The 21,137-nt window shown below is 43.4% G+C and carries 16 protein-coding genes; 14 read left to right on the forward strand and 2 right to left on the reverse strand.

Translation table 11 applies throughout. The annotated features are described in order from the left end of the window. Positions 1 to 69: 69 nt before the first annotated feature. The 9 genes from ACTNES_RS05310 (at position 70) to ACTNES_RS05350 (ending at position 8,854) form a co-directional block, all read left to right on the forward strand. Positions 70 to 879, forward strand: a complete 810-nt coding sequence (locus ACTNES_RS05310; protein WP_441038748.1) for a carbon-nitrogen hydrolase family protein — start codon at positions 70 to 72, stop codon at positions 877 to 879. A 198-nt stretch (positions 880 to 1,077) separates the two neighbouring features. Next, positions 1,078 to 1,710: a hypothetical protein gene (locus ACTNES_RS05315; protein WP_441038750.1), complete on the forward strand. Its 633-nt coding sequence runs from the start codon at positions 1,078 to 1,080 to the stop codon at positions 1,708 to 1,710. Between the two features lie 410 nt (positions 1,711 to 2,120). Next, complete coding sequence (locus tag ACTNES_RS05320) at positions 2,121 to 2,915, forward strand: HAD-IIA family hydrolase (RefSeq protein WP_291807551.1); 795 nt, start codon at positions 2,121 to 2,123, stop codon at positions 2,913 to 2,915. Between the two features lie 100 nt (positions 2,916 to 3,015). Beyond that, on the forward strand, positions 3,016 to 4,149 hold the full coding sequence (locus ACTNES_RS05325) for an ABC transporter ATP-binding protein (RefSeq protein ID WP_026649259.1): 1,134 nt from the start codon (positions 3,016 to 3,018) through the stop codon (positions 4,147 to 4,149). Between the two features lie 196 nt (positions 4,150 to 4,345). Continuing rightward, positions 4,346 to 5,203 (forward strand): carbohydrate ABC transporter permease, encoded by an 858-nt coding sequence (locus ACTNES_RS05330; protein WP_026649258.1) that lies wholly within the window; start codon positions 4,346 to 4,348, stop codon positions 5,201 to 5,203. A gap of 83 nt (positions 5,204 to 5,286) precedes the next feature. Beyond that, positions 5,287 to 6,126, forward strand: a complete 840-nt coding sequence (locus ACTNES_RS05335; protein ID WP_242826258.1) for a carbohydrate ABC transporter permease — start codon at positions 5,287 to 5,289, stop codon at positions 6,124 to 6,126. 177 nt (positions 6,127 to 6,303) lie between these two features. Then, positions 6,304 to 7,635, forward strand: coding sequence for an ABC transporter substrate-binding protein (locus ACTNES_RS05340; RefSeq protein WP_441038753.1), 1,332 nt, complete (start codon positions 6,304 to 6,306; stop codon positions 7,633 to 7,635). Between the two features lie 132 nt (positions 7,636 to 7,767). Next, positions 7,768 to 8,511, forward strand: a complete 744-nt coding sequence (locus tag ACTNES_RS05345) for a glycerophosphodiester phosphodiesterase (RefSeq protein WP_026649255.1) — start codon at positions 7,768 to 7,770, stop codon at positions 8,509 to 8,511. 178 nt (positions 8,512 to 8,689) lie between these two features. Next, on the forward strand, positions 8,690 to 8,854 hold the full coding sequence (locus ACTNES_RS05350) for a hypothetical protein (RefSeq protein ID WP_155804104.1): 165 nt from the start codon (positions 8,690 to 8,692) through the stop codon (positions 8,852 to 8,854). A 210-nt stretch (positions 8,855 to 9,064) separates the two neighbouring features. Here ACTNES_RS05350 and ACTNES_RS05355 read toward each other — a convergent pair whose 3' ends face one another. Beyond that, the gene (locus ACTNES_RS05355) at positions 9,065 to 10,546 is read right to left on the reverse strand and encodes a DUF1846 domain-containing protein (protein WP_291807564.1); all 1,482 of its coding nucleotides are present in this window, start codon (positions 10,544 to 10,546) and stop codon (positions 9,065 to 9,067) included. A gap of 484 nt (positions 10,547 to 11,030) precedes the next feature. Here ACTNES_RS05355 and ftsH point away from each other — a divergent pair, with 484 nt between their 5' ends. From ftsH to ACTNES_RS05375, 4 genes are all read left to right on the forward strand, one after another. Continuing rightward, positions 11,031 to 13,073, forward strand: coding sequence for an ATP-dependent zinc metalloprotease FtsH (ftsH, locus tag ACTNES_RS05360; protein ID WP_300334703.1), 2,043 nt, complete (start codon positions 11,031 to 11,033; stop codon positions 13,071 to 13,073). A gap of 70 nt (positions 13,074 to 13,143) precedes the next feature. Next, on the forward strand, positions 13,144 to 15,003 hold the full coding sequence (uvrC, locus tag ACTNES_RS05365) for an excinuclease ABC subunit UvrC (protein ID WP_441038756.1): 1,860 nt from the start codon (positions 13,144 to 13,146) through the stop codon (positions 15,001 to 15,003). 198 nt (positions 15,004 to 15,201) lie between these two features. Further along, positions 15,202 to 16,137 carry an HPr(Ser) kinase/phosphatase gene (gene hprK / locus ACTNES_RS05370; protein ID WP_216460768.1) on the forward strand — a complete coding sequence of 312 codons (936 nt, stop codon included), beginning with the start codon at positions 15,202 to 15,204 and terminating at the stop codon, positions 16,135 to 16,137. A 136-nt stretch (positions 16,138 to 16,273) separates the two neighbouring features. Beyond that, entirely contained in the window at positions 16,274 to 17,218 is a 945-nt protein-coding gene (locus tag ACTNES_RS05375; RefSeq protein ID WP_216460767.1) for an ROK family glucokinase, read from the forward strand. A gap of 257 nt (positions 17,219 to 17,475) precedes the next feature. On the opposite strand, the gene ACTNES_RS05380 is transcribed toward ACTNES_RS05375, so the two are convergent. Beyond that, the gene (locus ACTNES_RS05380) at positions 17,476 to 20,112 is read right to left on the reverse strand and encodes a transglycosylase domain-containing protein (protein ID WP_441038759.1); all 2,637 of its coding nucleotides are present in this window, start codon (positions 20,110 to 20,112) and stop codon (positions 17,476 to 17,478) included. A 201-nt stretch (positions 20,113 to 20,313) separates the two neighbouring features. Between ACTNES_RS05380 and ACTNES_RS05385 the strand changes: the two genes are divergently transcribed. After that, positions 20,314 to 20,970, forward strand: a complete 657-nt coding sequence (locus ACTNES_RS05385) for a YigZ family protein (RefSeq protein ID WP_441038760.1) — start codon at positions 20,314 to 20,316, stop codon at positions 20,968 to 20,970. Positions 20,971 to 21,137: the final 167 nt, after the last annotated feature.

A 21,137-nucleotide genomic window follows, 5' to 3' on the forward strand; every position in this document is an offset into this window, starting at 1 on the left:
TGTTTTAATGTAGGATTGGCGATGTGATTTTTTTCGGCTATAATAGATAAAAGAAAGGAGAGGACGCATATGAAAGTAGCAGCAATTCAGATGCCTACAGTAAAAGATAAAATACAAAATATCCGTACTGCCGGCACTTATATAGAAAAAATAAAGGCAAAAAATCCGGACTTTGTAATCCTTCCGGAGATGTTCTGCTGTCCGTATCAGACCGAAAACTTCCCAATTTATGCAGAAAAAGAAGGTGGCCCATCCTGGCAGGCAATGTCTGATTATGCCAGAAAGTATCACATTTATTTGATCGCAGGCTCCATGCCGGAAGCAGATGATGCGGGAAAGGTTTACAACACTTCTTATATTTTTGACAGAGATGGAAAACAGATTGGCAAGCACAGAAAAGCTCATCTCTTTGATATCAATGTAAAAAATGGCCAGTACTTTAAAGAATCAGATACTCTGACTTCGGGAGATCATGCCACAGTATTTGATACTGAATTTGGGAAAATGGGTGTCATGATCTGCTACGACATCCGCTTCCCGGAGTTTGCCCGCACAATGGTACTGGACGGTGCAAGGATGATTTTCGTCCCGGCAGCATTTAATATGACCACAGGTCCGGCACACTGGGAACTGACTTTTCGTGCAAGAGCCCTTGACAATCAGATCTACATGCTTGGATGTGCTCCTGCACGAGACAAACAGGCAGGCTACATTTCCTGGGGACATTCCATTGTGACCGATCCCTGGGGACAGGTTATGAAACAACTGGATGAGAAAGAAGGCATCTTAATAGAAGAAATAAATCTGGACCGCGAAGACCAGATTCGAGAGCAGCTTCCATTATTAAAGCATCGCAAATGTGAGATGTATCATTTATAAGAAAAATAAGAGGACACATTTTCTTCGTAAACTTACCATAAATCAGACACATTTATCAGATATAGTAATACCATCAACAAAAACAAAAGAAACAGAGAAACTAAAAAAATAAGAATTAGAAAAGTATAAAGAGAGGTATCACTATGAAGTATAAACATCTGGCAATGATTATGGGAGTTATGATCACAGCAACATCTGTTGGATCCCGGTGACTCCGAAGTAGGCAACAGCACATTCCAGATGGATGGCGGTACGATCACATCTAAGAATGGCGGCTTATTCTACACAACCAACACGGAATGCACCATTGCATTAAAAGACGTAGATATCACATACAATGATGACAGTGAATTCTTCCTGCAGTGCACAGGAAACAACAACCAGCGTGGATGGGGTCAGAGTGGTGCCAATGGATCCGACTGCAACTTTACCGCAGACAGCCAGGATATGAAGGGCAATGTAATCTGGGATTCCATCAGCGACCTTGACTTCTACATGACCAACGGCAGCACACTGGAAGGTGCATTCGTCAATGACGAAACTTATGCAGGAAACGGCGGAGACGGTTACTGCAACGTAGTGATCGACAAAGACTCTACTTGGACAGTAACAGGCGATAGCACCATCACATCCCTGTCAAACGAAGGAACCATCACAGATGCAGATGGCAAAACAGTTTCCATCGTAGGTACAGACGGAACTACTTATGTAGAGGGCGACAGTGATTATACGATCACAGTAGGCTCCTATCAGGACAAGGCAGATACCTCAAGTGCCACAGCAATCGATGACTGGTCCAACTATGAAGTAGAAAGACCGGAATCACTGTAAAACAAGAAAATATATATTAGAAGCCTATAAGAATAGTAGGTGAGTTTCGGATAAATATATAAAATCTAAGTAAAGTAGAAAAATGTTTCATCTAAAATGCCTTAACCGGATCAAGTAAACCTCCTGCTTCAATTGTGGAATGCAATAAGCAGTGGGGAGGGACTAAGGCATAAAAGGCAGCTAAGACAATAACAATAAAACAAAAATGTAAAAAAATCACGGCGAACAACCGTGATTTTTTTATATGCATTTAACAATTATTTGACGTAAACAAGATTGTTGGCGACACCAAAAAGTTTTTATAATAATGCCAGTGGTCAAAAACAGCCAGCAGCACAGACAGAAATAAATACACAAAGCTGACTGTCAGTACAGAGAATTAAAAGAGAAAAAGAGGAGACCAATTTAACATGCATCACAATCTTGCATCAATGATAAAAGAAAAAAAGCTGTTTCTTCTGGACATTGACGGAACTGTTGCTTTGGGAAGCGAGCTGCTTCCAGGTGCGGCAGACTTTCTTCAAACAGTAAAAGAAAACGGCGGAATTTTCCGCTTCCTGACAAATAATTCATCTAAAGCCGCCAGTGATTATGTAGAACAGTTTCATGACTGGGGAATTGAAACGACAGAAGACGAATTTATCACTGCCGGAACTTACGCCAGAGATTTCATGAAGAAATATTACGGAAATGAAAAAATCCTGGTAGCAGCTACCGAAACCTACTGCAGTGAACTGCGAAAAGCAGGCCTGAACATTACAGATCAGGCAGGGGATGATGTAGACTGCGTACTCTGTGCTTATGATACAGAACTTACTTACGAGAAACTGATTCAGGTCTGTAAACAGCTCACGGAGACAAATGTTCCCTGGTTTGCAACAAATCCGGATCTGCGGTGTCCGATTGATTTTGGAATGGTGCCGGACTGCGGATCTATCTGCCGGATGATCACGGCATCCGTTGGCAGAGAACCGGAATACATCGGCAAACCGGCACCCGGAATGGTGTACGCCTGTCTGGAAGAAACAGGATGCACTCCGAAGCAGACCCTGCTCATCGGTGACAGAATCTACACAGACATGGAATGTGGCAAACGCGCAGGAGTTGACAGTTGCCTGGTATTGACAGGCGAAGCCAGTGCAGAAGAATGGAAAAATGGCTTCCAGTGCCAGTCACTGGGAAAACTTGCCGGATATTTTTCATAAAGATATCTGCAAAGGCATTATGCTGTTAAATCAGCCCGTCACAAGATATCTGATGAAAAATATTGATTGTAAAAGTTGTAAAAGCAGGAGAGGAAATGAAATGTCGGAAATCATATTAAGAGACATCTGTAAAAGCTACGAAAACGGCTTTCAGGCAGTAAAGAATTTTAATCTGGAAATAGAAAAAGGTGAGCTGATAGTATTCGTTGGTCCGTCCGGATGTGGAAAATCAACCACACTCCGAATGATCGCCGGACTGGAAGATATCAGTGATGGTGAATTATGGATAGGAGACAAACTGGTCAATTATCTGGAACCAAAAGAGCGTGACCTGGCAATGGTTTTCCAGAGCTACGCCCTCTATCCACAGATGAACATTTACGATAACATCGCTTTTTCTTTACAGGTAAGAAAAGTACCGAAAAAAGAAATTGATAAAAGAGTTCACCATGTAGCAGAACTTCTGGGACTGGAAAATCTGCTCAGACAAAGGCCAAAGAACCTTTCCGGCGGCCAGCGTCAGCGAGTAGCCATCGGAAATGCCATCATCCGTGAGCCAAAAGTACTTCTCATGGATGAACCGTTATCCAATCTGGATGCCAAGCTTCGTACCCAGATGCGGGTAGAACTTGCAAACATTCACAAAGCTCTTGGAAATACGATTATCTACGTTACCCATGATCAGACAGAAGCAATGACTCTGGGAGACAGGATTGTAGTAATGAATCAGGGTGTGGTACAGCAGGCAGACACGCCGCAGAACCTGTACGATTACCCGGTAAACCGTTTCGTTGCAGGATTCATTGGTTCTCCATCCATGAACTTTATCAAAGGACTGGTAATAGAAAAAGTAGGAATCCCTACATTCTGCACTGAGAATGACGGAGATATCCCGATCCCGGATTTCTTATGGAAAATCCTGAAGCGTCAGGGCTATGTTGGCAGAAATATCGAACTCGGAATCCGCCCGGAGCATTTTCTGGAAGGACCAGCAGGAGCAGATACCAGAGGCGAGTGGAAAATGGAAGTTACAGTCACAGCCAGAGAACTTCTGGGAGCGGAGGTCATCCTCCATTTCAACCACAACGGTCAGGACTGCTGCGCAAAAGTTTCCGGTGACAGTCTGATTGATAAAGGCGATAAAGTAACGCTCTGGATCGATATGGCATATATTTCTGCGTTTGACCTGGAAACGCAGGAAAATATTACTCTGAGAAAAGGCGTTTTTTCATAAAGGCATAGACAATTACATTTTACAGCCAAAAATGTTTTTATAACTTTGAGAAAGTTTTGCGGTAATGTTTGTTAATTATCACAATTAAAGAAGAGTTTTTCTCTGATATAGCCAAAGTAACAATGTAAAAATGCAGCAGTGTGGTTCTGGAGTTATCTGTAACTCATAAAAAATAAAAAGGAAAGGTGTTCAACACATGAAGAAGTTAAAAAACACAGGTGCCTACGCATACCTGCTCCCAAGTTTCCTGATCTTCGGAATCTTCTTATTCTATCCGTTTTTTAAGACCTTATACTTAAGTCTCTTTAAAACAAATAAGATGGGACAGGCAAAATTATTCGTAGGACTTGGCAATTACAAAGAATTATTACAGTCATCCTCATTCTGGAACAGTCTGGCAGTAACCCTGATCTTTGTTGTGATCGTAGTAGCAGTCAGCATGATCCTGGGACTTACAACAGCAGTTCTCTGCAACAAAACATTCCCTGGAATCCGCTTTTTCAGTACTGCGTATGCACTGCCGATGGCAATCGCATCCAGCTCCGCAGCTATGATCTTCAAGATCATGCTTCATCCGTCCGTGGGAATCATCAACAAGATTTTCCATCTGGATATCAACTGGGTCAGTGATCCGAAATATGCACTGATCTGCGTAGCAGTTCTTACTGCATGGCTCAATAGCGGGATCAACTTCCTGTATTTTTCAGCAGGATTAAGTAACATTGATGAAACTATTTATGAACGGGCTTCTGTAGACGGAGCAAGTTCATTTCAGAAATTCTACCGCCTGACACTTCCGGGACTGGCACCAATGATGTTCTATACATTAGTAGTAAACATCATCCAGGCATTTCAGTCATTCGGACAGGTCAAGATCCTGACACAGGGCGGTCCGGGAGAATCTACAAACCTGATCGTGTACTCTATTTACAGAGATGCATTCTTTAACTACCGTTTTGGAAGTGCAGCAGCCCAGTCAGTTGTACTTTTCCTGATCGTGCTGGTACTTACACTGGTAATGTTTAAAATCGAGAAAAAAGGAGTGAAATATTAATGTCACAGATAGGCAGCATCACTGCTGAAAAAGAAAAACAGATGGCTCTGGAACGCCAGAAGTTTCAGGAAGCAAAGGCAAAAATGCTGGCGCAGCAGAAATATAAAAGAGCAGCCAGAATTACCGGACACATTGCATTAAATATTGTTGTGGCGTTAATCGTTCTTCTGCCGCTTTTATATGCAATAAGCATTGCATTCATGCCATCCAGCGAACTTTTTACTCTGGATCTGAATATTCTGCCGAAACATCCGACTTTGGAGAATTTCCGACAGGCATTACAGAAAGTTCCGCTTGTACGTTTCGTGATTAACTCATTCCTGGTAGCGGGACTCATCACTTTCGGACAGATCATTTCCTGTTCCCTGGCGGCATTTTCATTCTCTTTTCTGGACTTTAAAGGAAAAAACGTGTTGTTTATGCTGGTAATGGCAACCATGATGATTCCTGGAGAAGCAACGATCATTTCCAATTACCTGACAGTAAGCAGCTGGAACTGGTTAGACTCCTATCAGGTACTGATCGTTCCGTATTTAACCTCTGCAATGGGAATCTTCCTGTTCAGACAGTTTTACCTTACCTTCCCGATCTCTCTGTATGAATCAGCGAAGATCGACGGATGCTCCAATCTGCGATTTATCTGGCAGATTCTGATGCCACTGACAAAATCAGCAATGGGAGCTATGGCAGTTTATACCTTTATCAACGCATGGAACATGTACATGTGGCCACTGCTTGTAACCGGTTCAGACAAGATGCGTACCGTACAGATCGGTATCGGAATGCTGGACAGCGTAGATTCACAGTCCATCACCCTGATGATTGCAGGGGTTGTACTGATCATCCTGCCATCCATTTCCATCTTCATTGCTGGTCAGAAACAGTTGATCCGAGGCATGTTCTCAGGCGCCGTAAAAGGTTGAGAAATAGATAAACAAGAAGCAGTAATGCAGACTGACAAAAAGCAATACAACTGCCGGCAGACAAAAAACGGCAGCCGCTGTCTGACTATGAGCAGCTAACATAACAAACTGCAAATATCTGTCAGCACAAAAAGTGAAAATAAAAATGAAAAGCATAAGAAAAAAGAGAGGTAAAGTATGAAACGCAAACTCGCAATCTTATTAACAGCAGCAACAGTATTCAGTGCAGTTCTTCCAACAACCTGCATGGCAGCAGAAAACAAAGCAGATATCCCGGAAGGCACAACCATCACATTCTGGCACGCAATGGGCGGTGTCAACGGCGAAGCACTGGACTATCTGGTAAATAAATTCAACGAAGAAAACGAATACGGAATCACTGTAGACTCCCAGTATCAGGGATCTTACGACGATGCCATCAATAAACTGAAAAGCGCCCAGCTTGGAAACATGGGAGCAGATCTGGTACAGGTTTATGATATCGGAACTCGTTTCATGATCGATTCCGGATGGGTCATCCCAATGCAGGACATGATCGACAGTGAGGGATACGATGTATCTGATCTGGAAGAAAACATCACTGCTTACTACACAGTAAATGATGAATTATATTCCATGCCATTCAACTCTTCCACACCGATCCTCTACTACAATAAGGATATGTTTGACAAAGCAGGTATCACTGAGGTTCCTACAAGTCTGGAGGGAATTGCAAATATCGCAGATGACCTTGTAAACAAAGGCGGCGCAGGAGAAGCATTATCCATGGGAATCTACGGATGGTTCTTCGAAGAATTCATGTGCAAACAGGGCCTTGAGTATGTAGACAACGGAAACGGACGTGAGGCAGCAGCTGAGAAAGTTGTATTTGACGAAAACGGCGGCGCTCTGAATATCCTCAATGAGTGGAAGAAACTCTATGACGCAGGTTATGCACCAAATGTAGGAAGAGGCGGAGATTCCGGACTTGCTGATTTCTCATCAGGAAAAGCTGCTATCACATTAGGCTCCACAGCATCCCTGAAACAGATCCTGCAGGATGTAAACGGTTCCTTTGAAGTAGGTACTGCATACTTCCCATCCATCACAGATGATGACAAAGGTGGTGTATCCATCGGTGGTGCTTCCCTCTGGATGCTCGACAACCAGGATGACGCAAAGAAAGCTGCAACATGGGAATTCGTAAAATATCTGGTATCTGCAGAATCCCAGGCATACTGGAATGCACAGACAGGATACTTCCCTGTAACAACAGCAGCACATGACGAACAGGTATTCAAAGACAACATCGCAGAATACCCACAGTTCCAGACAGCCATCGACCAGCTCCATGATTCCGCACCGGAATATGCAGGCGCACTCCTCAGCGTATTCCCGGAAGCACGTTCCATCGTAGAAACAGAAATCGAGAACATGCTCAATGGAAAACAGTCCGCAGAAGATGCAGTCAGCAAAATGGCTTCTGATATGAACAAATCTATCGAAGATTATAACTTACTGAATGAATAAAAAATATTGATAACAGTATACCGAGAGGTGTTATAATCATTCACAGGAAAAATATTTATATTTAAATGATGACAGGGAACTGCGTATGCGGTTTCCTGTTTATGAAGATTAAAAAAGAGAGGCAGATAAAAAATGACAGAAACAGCAAAGAGAACAACAAAAGTATGGGCACACAGAGGTGCCAGCGGATACAAACCGGAGAACACTCTGGAAGCATTTGAACTCGCCATCAAACAAGGCGCAGACGGAATCGAACTGGATGTACATACATCCGCAGACGGTGAACTCATCGTTATGCACGACGAAACCGTAGACCGCGTCACAGATGGAACTGGACTGATCAAAGACATGACCCTGGCGCAGTTAAAAGAATTAAAAGTCAGTACCCCTGCAGAACCAACCGGAATCTACCGCGTCCCAACTCTGGCAGAAGTACTGGATCTCATGCGCACCACAGATATGATGGTAAACATCGAACTAAAGAACAGCATCTGCTTCTATCCAGGAATGGAAGAGAAAATCCTGAAACTGGTAAAAGAAATGAACATGGAAGACCAGCTGATCTATTCCTCTTTTAACCATTACAGCCTGTTACAGTTAAAACAGCTCGACGACCATGTACAGACCGGAATCCTTTTCAGCGACGGATGGGTAAACCCAGCCATGTACGCTAAAAATCTCGGAATCAACGCCGTACACCCGGCAGTTTACCACCTGAAATACCCACAGTTCATGGAAGAAGTTAAACGCGCCGGACTGAAAATGCACGTATGGACCGCCAACAAACCAGAACACATCCAGCTTGTAAAAGATGCAGGCGCAGAAGCCGTCATCACCAATTATCCGGACAGAGCATTAGAGATTGTAAATAGTTAAGAGGATAAAATCATCCACTTCAGTATTTTCTTGATTCAATCAAATAAAGATATTGACAGATGTGCCTGACAATGATAATTTAAAGATAAATAGAGGGTAAATGAAGAAATTTCTGACAAAATCTAAGACGTGAGACATAGGTGAGGTGTCCTATATCTGATGAAGAGGAGGAATGAGTATGCAGTGGAATACAAATGCATTTGTTGGTACAATACTTGTTGTTTCTTTGATTATTATCAGTATCGTAAAACCAGGCGGTATTATTGAAGAAAAAATTACTTCCAATGGAAAACTTGATGCAAGAAAAGCATACAATACCCTTGGAATCAGCATGACGATATGACTTTTAAATGGCGGATTAATATTGTATGCTGGTGATCAGCACCCGATTTTATTAATCCTCGCAATTATCATTTTTGCGTTGGATATTTTCCTTACGATTAGATATGTAAACAGTGGAAGAATAGACAGAAAATAGTATAATAAAAATCTCCTCCTGTTCATATGAAATAATCATATGTTCAGAGAGGAGATTTTTTATGCTATTGTGAAATTATTTCTGCAGCTTCTTAGCATGCTCAGATTTCGGCTCGCAAGTAAGCTCTACGCCCAGCTTACGGAACTCCAGAATATCCACCTGAGACAGCAGCACAGAAGTATGAACCTGGCAGCCCTTTAATTTCGGGATCTGCTGCAGTGCAAGCTTCGCATCTTCATTATCAGCAGCACTGATAGAAAGCGCGATCAGAGTCTCATCAGAATGCAGTCTCGGGTTCTTGCTTCCAAGATATTCTGTCTTCAGAGTCTGGATCGGTCTTAAAGCTTCCGGAGAGATTACGTGTTTGCTATGGTCAATTCCTGCCAGCTCTTTCAGTGCATTCAGAATCAGAGCAGAGGAAGCACCAAGCAGATCGGAAGTCTTTCCTGTAATGATACGTCCATCATCAAGCTCCATGGCAGCAGCAGGTGCACCGGTTTCTTCCTCGCGCTGCAGTGCAGCCGGGACAACCTTGCGGTCTTCCAATGCAACATGAGCCTGTTTCAGCAGAAGTTCGATCTTATAAACTTCTTCTTCACGTCCGGTTCCGCGAACCAGAGCTTCCATGCTCTTATAATATCTGCGGATGATTTCCTGACGTGCAGCTTCCTTGCAGGCTTCATCATCAACGATACAGTTACCGGCCATATTTACGCCCATATCTGTCGGAGATTTGTAAGGGCACTCGCCCATGATCTTCTCAAACATAGCCTGAAGAACAGGGAAAACTTCAACGTCACGGTTGTAGTTAATAGTAGTCTCACCGTATGCTTCCAGATGGAACGGGTCGATCATATTGACATCATTTAAGTCAGCAGTAGCTGCTTCATATGCCAGGTTTACCGGATGCTTCAGCGGGATATTCCAGATCGGGAAAGTTTCAAATTTCGCATATCCGGCTTTGACACCACGTTTGTATTCATGATAAAGCTGGGAAAGGCAGGTAGCCATTTTTCCGCTTCCCGGTCCGGGAGCAGTGATGACAACCAGCGGTCTTGTTGTTTCGATATAATCATTCTTGCCGTATCCCTCATCGCTTACGATCAGAGAAGTGTTGTTCGGATAACCAGGGATTAGATAAAGCACGTAAACCTTAATTCCAAGCTTCTCCAGACGTTTCTTGAACGCATCTGCGCTTTCCTGGCCTGCATACTGAGTAATGCAGACGCTTCCTACATAAAGACCGCGCTCTGTAAACACTTCCATAAGGCGGAGTACGTCTTCATCATAAGTAATACCAAGGTCACCTCTGACTTTGTTCTTGTCAATATCAGCAGCACTGATTACGATGACGATCTCTGCCTGATCAGAAAGCTGCATCAGCATGCGCAGTTTACTGTCCGGCTCAAATCCCGGAAGAACTCTGGAAGCATGGTAGTCATCAAAAAGCTTGCCGCCAAATTCCAGATAAAGTTTGTTTCCAAACTTGCTGATACGTTCCCGAATATGTTCGGACTGCATTTTCAGATACTTGTCGTTGTCAAATCCTATCTTCATTTGTTAATTTCCTTTCCCATCACATTAATCACATAAGTCATATTTTTAGTACTGCCCATTTGGAATATCCCGCGAGACGTTTTGACATGAATATGCCAAAATCCCGAGACATACAGCGCGAATTTATGCGGTCAGCATAAATTCTGTGCATCGCGGAGCGCATTACTGGGAACGAAGTGAGCAGTAATCACTTTGTCAATAGTATACTACAAATGAAGCCATTTGTAACAGGTGAATTTGTAAAAGTTCAGAGGAATTTTCTCAGATTTATAGAAAGATATGCACAACCGGAATGCATTTTGCGAAATTGAGATACTTGTCCGGGGAGTCTGCTTATCAAAAAATTTTAGAAACTTTTACACAGAAAACAGTGACTCAGGAAGCGGAAAATGTAAGTAGTAACGCAATTTTCACAATCTCCCGGTTGATTTATACCCAAATTCTCTTTATAATAAGAACGATAACGTTTAGGAGGAATAATCATATGGACAATAATCCGAATGGCAATCGTCCTGATAATAATAAAGGTCCTGGCAAACAGGATCCGAATAAAAATCATCAGTCGATTCTGGCTTTTCTGGTATGCCTCCTGATTACTTTAGTATGTTTCGCCATGTTCACCAATATGCTTAAAGACAATTCCAGTGAGATTACTTACGATGAGTTTATTGAGATGGTAGAGGATGGAGATGTGAAAGAGGTAACTCTTCAGTCAGAGACACTGACCATCACGCCGAAACATCAGTCATCAGGATTTTCAGAAGATGTTTATTATGCCAATCAGATGGAGTCAGTGGATAAACTGACTGAGAGACTTGAGGGAACAGGAATCAAGTTTGAGTATAAGAAACCGGATGCAGCAGGGGAAATTATTTCCATGCTGGTCAGTGTGCTTCTGCCAACGATTCTGCTCTTTGTACTTCTGATGGTATTTATGCGCCGCATGAATAAAGGCGGCGGAATGATGGGCGTTGGCAAGAGCCGTGCGAAAGCCTATATTCAGAAAGACACAGGAATTACGTTCAAGGATGTGGCAGGACAGGATGAAGCGAAAGAATCACTTCAGGAAGTTGTTGATTTCCTGCACAATCCGGGAAAATACACGACGATCGGAGCCAAGCTCCCGAAAGGTGCCCTGCTTGTAGGCCCTCCGGGAACCGGTAAAACACTTTTGGCAAAAGCAGTAGCAGGAGAGGCACATGTGCCGTTCTTCTCCCTGTCAGGTTCTGAGTTTGTGGAGATGTTTGTCGGTGTGGGTGCATCCCGTGTCCGCGACCTGTTTGAGGAAGCGAAGAAGAATGCGCCGTGTATCATCTTTATCGATGAGATCGATGCGATTGGTAAGAGCCGTGATTCCCATTATGGCGGCGGTAATGACGAGCGTGAGCAGACATTGAACCAGCTGCTTGCCGAAATGGATGGTTTTGATACTTCCAAGGGGCTTCTGATCCTGGCAGCTACCAACCGTCCGGAAGTTCTTGACCCAGCACTTCTCCGTCCGGGACGTTTTGACAGACGAGTGATCGTTGACCGTCCGGACCTGAAAGGAAGGATCGAGATCCTGAAAGTACATGCCAGAAATGTACATCTGGATGAAACGGTTGACTTTGAGAATATTGCACTTGCAACTTCCGGAGCAGTGGGATCTGATCTGGCAAATATGATCAATGAAGCTGCAATTCTCGCAGTTAAGAGGGGACGCAGTGCAGTATCCCAGAAAGACCTGCTGGAAGCAGTAGAGGTTGTTCTGGTAGGTAAAGAAAAGAAAGACAGGATCCTCAGTGCGCAGGAGCGCAGGATCGTATCTTACCATGAGGTTGGACATGCACTGGTAAGCGCCCTGCAGAAAGATGCAGAGCCTGTACAGAAGATCACCATTGTACCGAGAACAATGGGCGCACTTGGCTATGTAATGCAGGTGCCGGAAGAGGAGAAATATCTCAATACCAAGAAAGAACTGGAAGCAATGCTTGTGGGATATCTTGGTGGACGTGCCGCAGAGGAGCTGGTATTTGACACAGTAACTACTGGTGCTGCAAATGATATTGAACAGGCTACCAAGGTGGCACGTGCAATGATCACACAGTACGGCATGTCCGAGAAGTTCGGTCTGATGGGACTGGCAACGCAGGAGAATCAGTATCTCAGCGGCAGAACAGTATTAAACTGCGGCGATGATACTGCTACAGAGGTTGACCATGAAGTTATGGTACTTCTCCACAATTCCTATGAAGAAGCCAAGAGACTCATCGGCGGCCACAGAGAAGCACTGGATAAGATCGCTGACTATCTGATCCGCAGAGAAACCATCACAGGTAAGGAATTCATGAAGATCTTCCGCGCAGTAGAACGCGGGATCGAGATTCCTGAGAATCTGGATGATCTGGTGATCCCGGAGAAAACAGAAGACAAACCGGAAGGATTTGCAGAGAAATCAACAGTGGAACCAACTGTAGATCAGGTCAAAGAAACAGATTTAGATTCAAAAGAGAATACAGTAACGCTGGATAAGACAGAGATTCAGTGATACAATAACAGAGCCGGGAAATATCCCGGCTCTTGTTAGTATATTAGGATCATAAAATGGAGGAAATTTTATGTTTCAGATAGAAGAGGAACTGAAGAAGCTTCCGGGGAAACCGGGAGTTTATATTATGCATGGGGAGAAAGATGAGATCATCTATGTGGGAAAGGCCATCAGCCTGAAAAACAGAGTTCGCCAGTACTTCCAGAGCAGCAGAAATAAAGGGGCAAAGATTGAGCAGATGGTCACTCACATCACCAGATTTGAGTACATTATTACGGACTCAGAACTGGAAGCTCTTGTGTTGGAGTGTAATCTGATCAAAGAGTATAGACCAAAGTATAATACCATGCTCAAGGATGACAAGAGTTATCCGTTTATTAAAGTAACAGTCAATGAAGAATATCCCAGAGTTCTTTTTGCCAGAAGAATGAAGAAGGATAAGGCAAAGTATTTCGGACCATATACAAGTGCAGGGGCAGTAAAAGATGTGATCGAGCTGGTTCGTAAGCTCTATAAAGTTCGTTCCTGCAATCGTGTGCTGCCGAGAGATTGTGGAAAAGATCGTCCGTGTCTGTATTATCATATGAAGCAGTGCACGGCTCCCTGTCAGGGATATGTAAGCTCAGAAGAATATAAGAAAAATATCACAGAGTTGCTGAAATTTCTCAATGGGGATTTTCAGGATACAATAGATATGCTGACAGACAAAATGATGGCAGCATCAGAGGAAATGCGGTTTGAGGATGCAATGGAATATCGAGACCTGATACGTAGTATTCAGAAGATTGGAGAGCGTCAGAAGATCACAAGCTATGGCGAAGAGGATAAGGATATCATTGCAGTGGCAATGGATGAGAGTCTTGACCTGAGGGAACAGGATGCAGTTGTTCAGGTATTCTTTGTCCGTGATGGCAAGCTGATCGGGCGAGAGCATTTCTATCTGCGTGTGGCACGTGGTGATACGAAAGCACAGGTGCTGTCCAGCTTTATGAAACAGTTCTATGCGGGGACGCCGTTTATTCCTCGCGAAATTATGCTGCAGAAAGAAATTGAGGATGCACAGATCATCGAGGAATGGCTTACTGCAAGAAGAAAACAGCGTGTTTATATTCGCGTACCGAAGAAAGGTACGAAAGAGAAACTGGTAGAACTGGCAGAAGAGAACGCAAAGATGGTTCTGGATAAGGACAGAGAGCGGATTAAACGTGAAGAGGGCAGAACTATCGGTGCGGTCCATGAAGTGGAAGACTGGCTTGGTCTGTCAGACATCCGACGAATGGAGGCTTACGATATTTCCAATATCAGCGGTTTCGAATCTGTCGGTTCTATGGTTGTCTATGAAAAAGGTAAGCCAAAACGCAGCGATTACCGTAAATTCAAGATTAAATGGGTGCAGGGATCAAATGATTACGCAAGTATGGAGGAGGTACTTACCAGACGTTTCACCCATGAGGGAAAAGACGAGTTCGACAGCTTCTCCATCATGCCGGACCTGATCCTGATGGATGGTGGCCGGGGCCAGGTGAATATCGCTCTGAAAGTACTGGGAGATCTGGGGCTTGATATTCCAGTCTGCGGTATGGTCAAAGATGACCACCACAGAACACGCGGACTGTATTATAATAATCTGGAGATCCCTATTGATACCAATAGCGAAGGCTTTCGGCTGATCACCAGAATCCAGGATGAGGCACACCGCTTTGCAATTGAATTCCACCGTTCTCTGCGAAGCAAAGATCAGGTACATTCTCTGCTGGACGACATCCCGGGAATCGGAGATACGAGAAGAAAAGCACTGATGAGAAAGTTTAAATCCATTGAGAATATCAGAGACGCGTCCCTGGAAGAACTGGCGCAGACAGAAAGCATGAATGCAGGAAGTGCGCAAAAAGTTTATGAGTTTTTCCATGTACCTGCAGAAAATAAATAACGAAAGATTAGTCTGGTTTTGGTGGAAATTTTTTATCTGATGTGGAAAAACAATCAGTAATTTATAAAATATGTAGAAACATTCTCCTAATCTTCTACATGTTACCCAACTACTATCTGCTATTTGCAATTGAAGTTGCGCACAATGATGTGATATAATAAATATAACGTAAAATTTTGAACTGAAAAGGAGAAACAAATGAAGGGTGTACAGTTGACAAAATTAGTTCAGGAATTGGGACTTCACAATCTGACTCCTGAAATTGACCTGTCCGAGATTGTGATCAAGACAGCCGAGATCAACAGACCGGCGCTGCAGCTGACCGGATATCTGGAGCATTTTGCAAATGAACGTGTACAGATCATCGGATATGTAGAATATACGTATCTGATGCAGCTCAGCGATGAAGAACGGAAATTCAAATATGAGAGATTTATTTCCAGCAAGATCCCTTGCGTAATCTTCAGTACAATGACAAGACCGTCACAGGATATGATCGATCTTGCTGTTAAATATAATGTTCCGACATTTGTGACAGAGCGCACCACATCCAGCTTCATGGCAGAGATCATCCGCTGGCTTGGTGTACAGCTTGCACCGTGTATTTCCATCCATGGCGTACTTGTGGATGTATATGGTGAAGGTGTCCTGATCACAGGTGAGAGTGGGATCGGTAAGAGTGAGGCTGCTCTGGAACTGATCAAACGTGGACACCGTCTTGTCAGTGATGATGTTGTAGAACTTCGTAAAGTCAGTGATGTAACACTGGTAGGTTCTGCTCCTGATATCACACGTCACTTCATTGAACTTCGTGGCATCGGCATCATCGATGTCAAGACTCTGTTCGGTGTTGAGAGTGTTAAGGATACCCAGTCTGTAGACCTTGTTATCAAACTGGAAGAGTGGGACAAAGAAAAAGAATACGACCGTCTGGGACTGCATGAGGAGTACACAGAATATCTTGGAAACAAGATTGTATGCCATTCTCTGCCAATCCGTCCTGGTCGTAACCTTGCCATCATCGTTGAGTCTGCGGCAGTCAACCACAGACAGAAGAAGATGGGATACAATGCAGCAGAAGAGCTGTACAAGCGTGTTCAGGCAAACCTTGCTAAGAAACGTGAGGAGAGATAAAATGAAATTTACTGTAAGGAGTAAAAATAGTTACTTTTCACAGATGAAACGGTAACTGATCTTAACAGTAGATAAGCAGCTGCCGTATACAGCGAAGACGGCAGCTGTAATATAGTATAGTAATTTGGAGGTTATCATGGGAAAGTATTGTTTTGGAATTGATGTTGGCGGTACATCTGTAAAATGTGGACTCTTTCAGACAGATGGAGTTTTAGTTGAGAAATGGGAGATTCCAACCCGCAAAGAGAATAAAGGTGAGGCAATTATTCCGGATATTGCGAAAACAATTCTGGACAAGATTGCAGAGCGTAAACTGGATAAAGAAGACATTGACGGTGTAGGAATCGGTGTTCCTGGACCGGTTAATGAAAGAGGTGAAGTGCCATGCGCAGTAAACCTTTACTGGGGATTTAAAGCAGTTACAAAAGAACTGACAGAACTGACAGGCCTTGAATCCAAAGCAGGAAACGATGCCAATGTAGCAGCGCTTGGAGAAGCTTGGAAAGGTGCAGCAGCGGGTTCTAAGAATGTAATCCTTGTAACTCTTGGAACAGGCGTAGGCGGCGGAATTATCGTTGATGGAAAGATCGTGGGCGGCGCTCATGGTGCAGGCGGAGAAATCGGTCATGCAGCAGTAAATCATGAAGAAAAAGAAGCATGCAACTGCGGCAACTGCGGATGCCTGGAGCAGTATGCATCTGCAACTGGTATCGTACGTGTAGCTCAGAGAACTCTGACAGCTACAGAAGAAGATTCTGTACTTCGCAAATGTGCAAAACTTTCAGCAAAGAATGTTTTGGACGCATTTAAGGATGGTGATAAAGTCGCATGCGATGTTATGGCTCAGGTTGGCGAAATGCTTGGCGGAACACTTGCTATGTTTGCATGCGTTACAGACCCTGAAGCAATCGTTATCGGCGGCGGTGTTTCCAAAGCAGGACAGCCATTGATCGACTGTATCCAGAAATATTATAAGAAATATGCATTCTCAGCATGCAAGGAAACACCGATCATTCTTGCAAACCTTGGAAATGATGCCGGTATCTATGGATCCGCACGTATGGTTATTAAAGAAGCATAAAAAGTATATAGATTCAGAAATGATATAATAAAAAATCCACAGTCTCAGCAGATGCAGAGATTGTGGATTTTTTATATTACAAGAAAGAATTCTGCTAACAGGATTTTTTGTCTGCAACGGATGGTTCAACGATATAATTCCCCGCCATTGGAATGCAATTTTGCGAAATCTTTTTATTATTGAAACATTGCGGAGCAACAATCTTCTACGACATAAAAATATCCTGCAGCAGGAGTGAACTGCTGCAGGATATAAAATTAATAATCGATTTGGTAGGCATCGTCAGTACCGCCACCACCATTATCGCCACCACCATTATCGCCACCACCATTATCGCCATCACCATTGTCGCCGCCATTATTATCATAATCACCGTTATCACCATTATCACCATTATCGCCATTATCGGTGTTATCAGTGTTATCACCATTATTGTCGGTTCCATTGTTATCAGTGTCAGTATCAGTATTTCCGTCCTGCTGATCTGAAGAATCAGCGGTATTATCATAGCTATTATCGTACTCATCATAATCACTGTCATAGAAATGCTGATCGCAATATTCAGTTGGCATAGTACCTACATCAAAGTACTCTGTGATCACAGGGCAGCCGGCTCTTGGAAGAAGTCCGGTTTCGGAGCATACACTTAATTTTTCTACACTTGCAGGTTTCTCGAATTCTTTTGAAGGAAGTCCCTCGTGAATTCGTGTCATAACCTTTTTCCATAAAGCTTTGTGGAAGTTACGTGCGTAATCCGGTAATTTCTCATTGTTGTCGTAACCAGACCATACAGCACATGTGTAATATGGAGTGTAACCTACAAACCATAAGTCGTTATATGCTTCGGTTGTACCTGTTTTACCTGCAACTGCCATATTATCAAGCTGGCAGGCAGTACCGGTACCTTTCTTAACAACATCTTCCATTGCGCTGGTAAGAAGATAAGCAGTGCTTTCCTTGATTACGGATCGTTCTGCGGAAGTATTCTCAATCAGGACATTTCCGTTATGGTCAAGGATTTTGGTGTAATAAATCGGTTTGATATAATTTCCACCATTTGCGATTGCTGCATAGGATGCGCACAGTTCTACGTTTGTGACGCCCTTGGTGATACCGCCAAGTGCAGTTGCAAGGTTTGCATCACTCCATACATTACCGTTGGCATCTGTATCTGCCTCGGTTCCGTGAGCAAGAGTTGTAAATCCGAAATTATCGAGATATTTTAATCCAAGTTCAGGAGTTACCTCTTCCAGACATTTAACTGCTACAACGTTGATGGAATTCTGGATTGCTGTACGGATTGTTGTGGTTCCATTGTAAGAACGGGTCGCATTGTTTACAGGAGAACCATCCGGATATTCATAAGGTTCATCTTCAAAAGTTGTTGCCAGAGACATGCCTTTTTCGTTTAAAGCAGGTGCGTAAGTGGAAACAATTTTAAATGTAGAACCAGGCTGACGGGTAGTATCTGTTGCACGGTTCAAAGTCAGGCTGGCGGTTTTCTCACCGCGTCCGCCGATGAGAGCTTTGACATAGCCGGTATGCTGATCAATGACACTCATGGAAGACTGTGGCTGCGGAGCGAAATTCACACGTTCTGCAACAACTTTGCTTCCGTCTGCAAGAATGCTTGCTTTGTATCTGTCTACATAAGTCTGTCCTTCTTCCGGAGAATCGAAGAGAAGATCGAAACTTGGATCTTCATTCTGGAAATATAGCTGCAGCATTTCTTTACTGTAGTTTACCTGATTTCCGTCCGGGTCTGTAACGGTCAGTGCGTAGTCAAGTTCGTACTGAACCTCGTCCGGGAAATTAGAAGGATTAGAATATTCCTCATCCAGGATATTCTGGATTGTGGAATCCTGTGTTGTATATACTTTAAGTCCACCGCTGTACAGAAGGTTGGTTGCCTGAGTCTTGGTATAACCCTTAATATTCATCAGGTCATTAATGATCTGGTCTGTCAGCTCATCTTCGAAGTAGGTGTAAACTGTATTCTCAGTGCTGGAATTCTTTTCCTGCGCTGCCTGAATACGGGAGTAAACATCATCCGCCAGAGCATCATCGTACTGTTCCTGAGTAATATAGTTCTGATCCAGCATATGCTGGAGAACTTCTTTACGTCTCTTCTGGTTGCTGTCAGGATTGGTGATCGGGTTAAATTTGGTAGGGTTCTGTGTGATACCTGCCAGAGTTGCACATTCGGACAGATTCAGATCCCATACATCTTTGTCGAAATATTGTCGAGCAGCTGCCTGTACACCGTAGGATCCAGCACCAAGGTTAATTGTGTTCAGATAGTTCTCAAGGATAGTATCTTTGCTGGTTTTCTTTTCAACTTGAATGGCAAGGTACTGTTCCTGAAACTTACGTGTGAATCGCTCAAGCTGAGTAGACTCGCTGGTCCAGTTTGTGAATACGTTATTCTTCAGAAGCTGCTGAGTAATTGTACTGGCACCCTCGGAAAAATCTCCGGTGGTGATAGCTTTTACTCCTGCACGGAGAATACCTTTCACATCAATACCATTATGTTCATAAAATCGTTCATCCTCAATGGCGACTACTGCATGCTGCAGATCTACAGGAATTTGATCCAGAGTAACTGGCAGTCGGTTAGAATCCGGTGCGGCCAGCTTACGGATCTGATTTCCGGCGTCGTCGTAAAGAAATGTTGCATAGCCCAAAGGCATAATATCAATATCATTCACATCAGGAGCATTATCGATCACGCCTCTGAATGACCCCACACCCAGGCAGGTTACTGCGATGCAGAGTGCGATCAGTGATACGAACAGGACTCTGATGAAAGAAACTCTTGCTCGTTTTCCCATCATGGAAGAACGGGAAATCAGCGCAGTCCGCTTCTTTGCAGTCGACTTTTTACCGTAGTTCATGTTAAACCTCCTTTATAATCCGTTCTATTATATCAAATAAGAATAAGTAAATAAAGCAGAAAAATAAAAATTCACAATTGCTTTTGTGGCTTTTTAATGGTTATTGTGTTTTTTTACAGGATAAGTATACACTGTGCTGGCACATTTTTGTAATTCATGGTACACTGGGTCAATAAGAGAATGGAAAGAGGAGTATTATATATGCTTGAGAAATATAAGACAGTCTATGAAGGCGGCGAGGGTGAAATCGTGGAAAAGAAGTCCAGATTTATTGCAACTGTACGCCCTGTGGAAACAGAAGAGGAAGCTCTGGCTTTTATAGAGGAAATGAAGAAGAAATACTGGGATGCCAGACATAACTGTTATGTGTATTCTGTGGGAAAGAACCGGGAATATACCAGATGCAGTGACGATGGCGAACCGTCAGGAACAGCGGGCAGACCGATGCTGGATGTGATTCTGGGGGAAGATATTTATAATGTGGCAGCTGTAGTTACCAGATATTTCGGTGGGGTGCTGCTTGGAACTGGCGGACTTGTCAGAGCATATTCAAAGAGTCTTCAGGAAGGACTTGCAGCCAGTACAGTAATAGAGAAAACATATGGGATTTCCATGGAAGTGCTCACAGATTATATAGGAATCGGTAAGATTCAGTACATTGCAGGAGAGCAGAAGCTTCCAATCCTGGATTCCGAATACACAGACAGAGTAGTTCTGCATCTGCTGGTTCCGTCAGATCAGATCGCATCTGTAGAGAAAGCAATCACAGAGGGAACAAACGGAAGAGCGAAGATGAAGAAAGAGAAAGACCTTTACTATGCAGTGATCGATGGCGAAGTGAAGGTATTTGCAGACTGAGATGTCCGGGATCTCTGCTAAAGCAAAAAGCCTATAATAGTAATCTGTTAAGATGAAAATCGAAGCAGACAGAACATTATTATGATTATGAGTAAAGAAGATATAAATATACCCCATACAGTGGAAGTGCTGCATGGGGTATAATAATTACTGGGCATTTCTGCTAA

It is taken from the genome of Blautia sp. HCP3S3_D9, from assembly GCF_052063845.1.
Classification (GTDB): domain Bacteria; phylum Bacillota; class Clostridia; order Lachnospirales; family Lachnospiraceae; genus Blautia_A.

Coding starts and splice junctions, on each gene's coding strand:
- ftsH (WP_300334703.1), top strand. CDS start 11,031: ATGGACAATAATCCGAATGGCAATCGTCCTGATAATAATAAAGGTCCT.
- ACTNES_RS05375 (WP_216460767.1), top strand. CDS start 16,274: ATGGGAAAGTATTGTTTTGGAATTGATGTTGGCGGTACATCTGTAAAA.
- hprK (WP_216460768.1), top strand. CDS start 15,202: ATGAAGGGTGTACAGTTGACAAAATTAGTTCAGGAATTGGGACTTCAC.
- ACTNES_RS05350 (WP_155804104.1), top strand. CDS start 8,690: ATGCAGTGGAATACAAATGCATTTGTTGGTACAATACTTGTTGTTTCT.
- ACTNES_RS05340 (WP_441038753.1), top strand. CDS start 6,304: ATGAAACGCAAACTCGCAATCTTATTAACAGCAGCAACAGTATTCAGT.
- uvrC (WP_441038756.1), top strand. CDS start 13,144: ATGTTTCAGATAGAAGAGGAACTGAAGAAGCTTCCGGGGAAACCGGGA.
- ACTNES_RS05345 (WP_026649255.1), top strand. CDS start 7,768: ATGACAGAAACAGCAAAGAGAACAACAAAAGTATGGGCACACAGAGGT.
- ACTNES_RS05310 (WP_441038748.1), top strand. CDS start 70: ATGAAAGTAGCAGCAATTCAGATGCCTACAGTAAAAGATAAAATACAA.
- ACTNES_RS05385 (WP_441038760.1), top strand. CDS start 20,314: ATGCTTGAGAAATATAAGACAGTCTATGAAGGCGGCGAGGGTGAAATC.
- ACTNES_RS05380 (WP_441038759.1), bottom strand. CDS start 20,112: ATGAACTACGGTAAAAAGTCGACTGCAAAGAAGCGGACTGCGCTGATT.
- ACTNES_RS05320 (WP_291807551.1), top strand. CDS start 2,121: ATGCATCACAATCTTGCATCAATGATAAAAGAAAAAAAGCTGTTTCTT.
- ACTNES_RS05330 (WP_026649258.1), top strand. CDS start 4,346: ATGAAGAAGTTAAAAAACACAGGTGCCTACGCATACCTGCTCCCAAGT.
- ACTNES_RS05335 (WP_242826258.1), top strand. CDS start 5,287: ATGCTGGCGCAGCAGAAATATAAAAGAGCAGCCAGAATTACCGGACAC.
- ACTNES_RS05325 (WP_026649259.1), top strand. CDS start 3,016: ATGTCGGAAATCATATTAAGAGACATCTGTAAAAGCTACGAAAACGGC.
- ACTNES_RS05355 (WP_291807564.1), bottom strand. CDS start 10,546: ATGAAGATAGGATTTGACAACGACAAGTATCTGAAAATGCAGTCCGAA.